Genomic DNA, 4,670 nt, shown 5'->3' with positions numbered 1-4,670 from the left:
TGGCATTTTTTGATGTCTTGTAACGCTTTATAAGCGCGTTCAGCTTATTTAGATAAAAATCTAGATGTAGATGAAGTTTTGTAAAGACATGCAGTATCTATATACTGCAAAAAATTGAACATAAGACGCCGATACGTTAAGTAATCCTTACCTTTTAATCTGCAGATTGGCGAAAGCAAATACAATAGCTTCAGTTTCATGATAAGGGGGCTGGCGGAGTTTGTCAAGCAAGTTTTTTCGTTTCTATTCCCAATAAAAGTTTGTTATATGGTTATGCAAGAAGTCTAATGAATCGCGGTATGACGTCTTAGCTATAGATGCTGGTTTGTGTGATTTCAAGAGAAGTTTAGTAGATAAGTTGTGTTTTAAACCAGATTCGGTATTTTAAACTGAACATTTTCAGTAATACCACCTGGCATAACTGAAATTTTTACACTCAGGTTTACTTTTAGGTAGTCTATTAATTCATCAACTAATATGTCAGGAGCGGAAGCACCTGCGGTGATTCCTATCTTTTCTACGCCCTGAAACCAGCTTTTATTCACACAGCTGTAATTATCAATCAAGTAGGCTCTTTTTCCTCTGGCAGTGCACAGATCTAATAAGCGGTTTGAATTTGAGCTATTTTTACTTCCTACAACTAATACCATGTCTACAATTTCAGCTAGCTTTTTAACAGCATTTTGTCTGTTTTGCGTTGCATAGCATATGTCCTTTAAATCTGGACCTGTTATGCCTGGAAACCTTAATTTCAAGGCAGCAATAATGTCACGGGTATCGTCGATGCTTAACGTAGTTTGTGTAACATAAGACAAATTATCTGGATCTTTAACCTTTAAATCATATACATCCTGCAAAGTTTGCACTAAAGTGATAGGATTGTTTACTCTTCCCCTAATTCCCTTAACTTCTGGATGGTTTTCATGCCCAATGAGAATTAATTCTTTACCACTGTTTTCATACCTTTTTGCTTCTTTATGCACTTTGTTGACTAAAGGACATGTTGCATCAATCACTTGAATACCCTTTCTTTTTGCCTCATCTTCTATATTTTTTGATACTCCGTGCGCGCTGAAGATCAGTATTCCTTCATTATCTTCAATTTCCTCGATACTGCTTACAAAAACCACTCCTTGTTTCTTAAAGTCCTCTACTATATATTTATTGTGAACAATTTCGTGTAGCACATAAACTTGGCGCTCGTTTTTGTATTTTTCTAAAGTAATAGCTAATATGTCCACAGCTCTTTTTACCCCGGCACAAAAACCTCGTGGTTCAGCTAAGATGATTTCCATTTTTGTCAAATCAAGTAAATATGCAAGCATTACTTAAAAATAAGCTCCGCTCACTGTGTTTTATAGTACCATTATTTATATTTTATATAATAATTATTTTTCGCATATTCTCTTTAACATTTGATCAACTTACTACTTCAGAAAATTTTAGAAAAGATAATATAGTACATAAACAACCTGATATTTTAGATAGAAATGGAGTGGTAATAGCAACAAATGTGCCCACAACATCACTATATATAGATGCAACCAAAGTAAAGAATCCGGAAAGTATAGCAGCACAACTGTGTTCTACTTTGCATGACCTCGAATACAAGAACTTATATAGAGTACTTACTTCAGAAAAGAAATTTGCTTGGATAAAGCGGCACTTGACTCCAAAAGAATTACTAGCGATCAAAAACGCTGGTGTACCAGGAGTAAATTTTGATGACGACATAAAGCGTATATATCCTCACAGTAATTTATTTTCACACGTGCTTGGTTACACTGACATAGATGGCAATGGTATTGCAGGAGTTGAGGCGTATATAAGTAAAAACAATGAGCAAGAAAAGCCCATAATACTATCCTTAGATACACGAGTGCAAAGCATAGTGCATGAAGAGCTAACTAAAGCTGTAAGCAGATATCAGGCACTTGGCGGAGTAGGAATTGTTTTAAATGTGAGAAATAGTGAAGTTATCTCGATGGTCAGCCTACCTGATTTTAATCCCAACTTACAGAATAAGGCAGAAGACGTACAAAAGTTTAATCGCGCCAGTCTTGGGGTATATGAGATGGGGTCGGTATTAAAATACTTTACAATAGCCGCAGCGCTTGATGCGAACGCTACAAAAACTAGCGATTTATATGACGTATCAACACCAATCACCATCGGAAAGTATAAAATTCAGGATTTTCATAAATCTAAAATTCCAAAAATTACTGTGCAAGATATATTTGTAAAATCATCCAACATTGGTGCAGCAAAAATTGCAGTCAAACTAGGTATTGAAAAACAGGTAGAATACTTTAAAGCTATGAAGCTATTTTCTCCTTTGAAAATAGAAATACCAGAAAAATCCACACCGATAATCCCGGATAAATGGAGTGAAACCACTTTAATAACAGCATCTTATGGTTATGGCATAGCTGTAACTCCTATACATCTTGCACAAACTGCAGCAGCATTAATCAACAATGGGATATTTCATAACGCAACCTTGATGTTGAATAAAAGAAGTATAGGAGAGCAAATTATCTCAAGAAGAACTTCCAGGGAAATGAGAAAATTATTACGTGCAGCAGTAACAGATGGCACTGGCAGAAAAGCAAAAATAAAGGCATATTCAATAGGAGGAAAAACTGGATCGGCGGAAAAAGTTGTAGATGGTAAATATAGCAAAGATGCAAACATAGCATCATTTATAGGAGTGCTAACTATGCTTGACCCAAGGTACATAGTGCTAATTGCTATTGATGAGCCTCAAGGGATGCACCATACCGGGGGAATAATTGCTGCGCCTATAGTAAAGAACATTATAAATAGAATAGCGCCTATACTAAATGTTACACCTGAGATGTAAAATTATGATTGCTTTACTACAACTTCAAATTTATCATCACCAAAATCCTTATTAATATACCAAGAACCATCATCTTTAGTTACAAATTCAAGACCTTTAAGGTCTTTTTTTATTGTCTTTCCATTTTGACCATCAATAGTGATATTAATATCGAATGTAATAATGTCTAGATTTATCATAGCTTCTTTCCCGCTGCACGAATTTAGACTGAACTTGCCTAACATGACATCATTAAAACTCACTTCCCCTGTATAGACATCACACTGACCGTCCACACAACACGTAGTTTCAATATAGAAAAGATCTGACATACAAAATACCTTAAAAAAAAGAACTAAACATATATGGCCACTACACCACACCGCTAACAAGTAGTAAAGCGTCGATAAACCTAAGTTACTTTAGCTACGTAGCCATAATACAGCTAGAAATGTAAAATTCAACAGTTAATTGTGTGATTAATAGAGAAGTCTTATTTAGTACACCTTATAGGAATGGCTGTTTAGTTTTTTTGTTAATCTTTTTTACCATGCTGTCAATCATATGCTTTATCCCTTGATATACAGAGTATGTACTTTCGTCGCTACGCATATAAGCAGAACAGGAAAATACATTATGTTCTTCGTCTTCTATTGATAACTCTGTATCGCATTTTATGTGCTCGCCGCCAAGCCTTTCTATCAACTGTTCTCTGTCATCTCCTATAGTTACCTTAACCTTACTTTCTTCTTTACCTATCTTGCTACTTAAAATTGAAACAATGATGGCTGGAGATATGCATATCGCTCCTATTGGCTTTTTTGTAACAAAAAATTCTGAAACTAATCTTTCAAATTCAGGCATTACTGTCACCATGTCTTTACTTTCAGCTAAGTCAGATAAATTTTTCGCAACCCCGTATCCACCAGGTACAACTAGCATGTCAAAATTTTCAGCTTTGGCTTCTTTTAAGTCATATATTCCGCCTCTTGCGATTCTTGCTGCTTCCACAAGTACATTCCTTTTTTCTTTTGTTGCCTCTTTTGTTCTATGATTCATAACTTGTGTGATATTGATATCAGGTGCAAAGCATTTAACATCCACTTCCTGCTGATCAAGCACAAGCAAACTTAAAACCGCTTCTCTTACCTCTGCACCGTCAAGGTGACCACACCCTGATAAGACCACAGCAGCTTTTAATTTTTTTTCACCCATAAAGTACCTTGATTTCATATAATCTAGATATTTTAATACAAATTCTATATTTGGAAAGGGGTATGTTATATCAATTATAATATAATTAATGATTAGTATGTATAATTAGGCATATTTATAATCAACGAAGCTGAATATGGAATCTAGCAATAGTATGTTTTTTGACACTGACTATCCAGAACTAAGAAAAGCTATTTCAGATATAATAGAAAGTATTGCACAATCCTCACAAGAGGGGAAAAAAGAGTTATTTACAACCCTATCAGAACAAGTTAAAGGGATGAACCTCAAAGATTTAGGTTTAGCGATTAATGACCAAGGCTTGCAAAAGGAGGTCAACAAAGAATTATTTATAAAATTCATTGAAGAAGCGCTTGAAGGTTTAACTTCTGAAAATGTTGACTCAAAAATAATAGAAGAGGCGTTAAGAGGTTGTCCGGAAACTAGTAAATTCAAGCATATTCCCTCTTTAACATAACCCTACTCATAGCTAGGTATATGAAATTCTCAGTGGATGTTGTGAGTAAATCATACTCCTTCGATAGCCTTCTATTCCTATTAACCCAAGCAAAAGTCCTTTCTACAACCCATCTTCTTGGCTGTACTTTAAACC

Annotated in this window: 6 protein-coding genes; 2 read left to right on the top strand and 4 right to left on the bottom strand. The window is 35.0% G+C overall.

From position 1 onward, the window contains the following. Positions 1–365: 365 nt before the first annotated feature. A complete protein-coding gene (gene ispH, locus OZD64_RS02020) occupies positions 366–1,295 on the bottom strand; it encodes a 4-hydroxy-3-methylbut-2-enyl diphosphate reductase (protein ID WP_010963148.1) in 930 nt (309 codons plus the stop codon). A gap of 20 nt (positions 1,296–1,315) precedes the next feature. On the opposite strand from ispH, the gene OZD64_RS02015 reads away from it, so the two are divergent. Beyond that, a complete protein-coding gene (locus OZD64_RS02015) occupies positions 1,316–2,863 on the top strand; it encodes a peptidoglycan D,D-transpeptidase FtsI family protein (RefSeq protein ID WP_070357019.1) in 1,548 nt (515 codons plus the stop codon). 2 nt (positions 2,864–2,865) lie between these two features. Here the strand turns inward: OZD64_RS02015 and OZD64_RS06695 are convergent, their stop codons facing one another. Both OZD64_RS06695 and elbB read right to left on the bottom strand, forming a co-directional pair. After that, on the bottom strand, positions 2,866–3,174 hold the full coding sequence (locus tag OZD64_RS06695; RefSeq protein WP_038199665.1) for a hypothetical protein: 309 nt from the start codon (positions 3,172–3,174) through the stop codon (positions 2,866–2,868). A gap of 175 nt (positions 3,175–3,349) precedes the next feature. After that, entirely contained in the window at positions 3,350–4,057 is a 708-nt protein-coding gene (gene elbB / locus OZD64_RS02005) for an isoprenoid biosynthesis glyoxalase ElbB (protein WP_274999213.1), read from the bottom strand. Between the two features lie 136 nt (positions 4,058–4,193). Here elbB and OZD64_RS02000 point away from each other — a divergent pair, with 136 nt between their 5' ends. Continuing rightward, the gene (locus OZD64_RS02000; RefSeq protein ID WP_274999212.1) at positions 4,194–4,535 is read left to right on the top strand and encodes a hypothetical protein; all 342 of its coding nucleotides are present in this window, start codon (positions 4,194–4,196) and stop codon (positions 4,533–4,535) included. On the opposite strand, the gene OZD64_RS01995 is transcribed toward OZD64_RS02000, so the two are convergent. Further along, positions 4,510–4,670 (bottom strand): transposase (locus OZD64_RS01995; RefSeq protein WP_274999147.1); only part of this gene is annotated, 161 nt, incomplete at its 5' end. The two genes, OZD64_RS02000 and OZD64_RS01995, sit on opposite strands and share 26 nt — an antisense overlap.

Origin of the sequence: Wolbachia endosymbiont of Drosophila tristis (assembly GCF_028981745.1) — a bacterium.
GTDB lineage: Bacteria > Pseudomonadota > Alphaproteobacteria > Rickettsiales > Anaplasmataceae > Wolbachia > Wolbachia pipientis.
The sequence above is the reverse complement of the archived record's forward strand: the minus strand, read 5'-3'. Positions and strand labels throughout refer to the sequence as shown.

Bases quoted from the DNA above. Each gene is read 5' to 3' on its own strand.
- ispH (WP_010963148.1), bottom strand. From the start codon at position 1,295: ATGGAAATCATCTTAGCTGAACCACGAGGTTTTTGTGCCGGGGTAAAA.
- OZD64_RS02015 (WP_070357019.1), top strand. From the start codon at position 1,316: ATGCAAGCATTACTTAAAAATAAGCTCCGCTCACTGTGTTTTATAGTA.
- OZD64_RS06695 (WP_038199665.1), bottom strand. From the start codon at position 3,174: ATGTCAGATCTTTTCTATATTGAAACTACGTGTTGTGTGGACGGTCAG.
- elbB (WP_274999213.1), bottom strand. From the start codon at position 4,057: ATGGGTGAAAAAAAATTAAAAGCTGCTGTGGTCTTATCAGGGTGTGGT.
- OZD64_RS02000 (WP_274999212.1), top strand. From the start codon at position 4,194: ATGGAATCTAGCAATAGTATGTTTTTTGACACTGACTATCCAGAACTA.